We start from the raw sequence: 277 nt of genomic DNA, 5'->3' as shown, positions 1-277 counted from the left end.
GGCTCGGAAAGAATCGCTTCACATTGCAGATCGCCCACTGGGCCTGGATCGATGACGATGCCAAAATCGACATCTCCCTGGCGAATACTTTCCATTACCCACTGCTGCGGACGATCGTGCAGGACAAACTGAATATCTGGATAGCGGCGATGGCTTTCAGCAATGCATTGCGGAATAAGATGCGCGGAAATGGTCTGGCTGGCAGCGACCCGAACTTTTCCGCTCAGTTGTTGCCCCATACGCCCGGTATCGCGCAACGTGCTGTTCAGTTCATCCA

1 protein-coding gene is annotated in these 277 nt (G+C 54.2%); it reads right to left on the bottom strand.

The window, feature by feature from the left end; genetic code table 11:
• Window positions 1-277 (bottom strand): LysR substrate-binding domain-containing protein (locus tag R2R70_RS20000; protein ID WP_410978900.1); only part of this gene is annotated, 277 nt, incomplete at both ends.

It is taken from the genome of Cobetia sp. SIMBA_158 (genome assembly GCF_046566945.1).
Classification (GTDB): domain Bacteria; phylum Pseudomonadota; class Gammaproteobacteria; order Pseudomonadales; family Halomonadaceae; genus Cobetia; species Cobetia amphilecti.
Note: the sequence above shows the minus strand (reverse complement) of the source record. Positions and strands in the feature narration are given on the sequence as shown.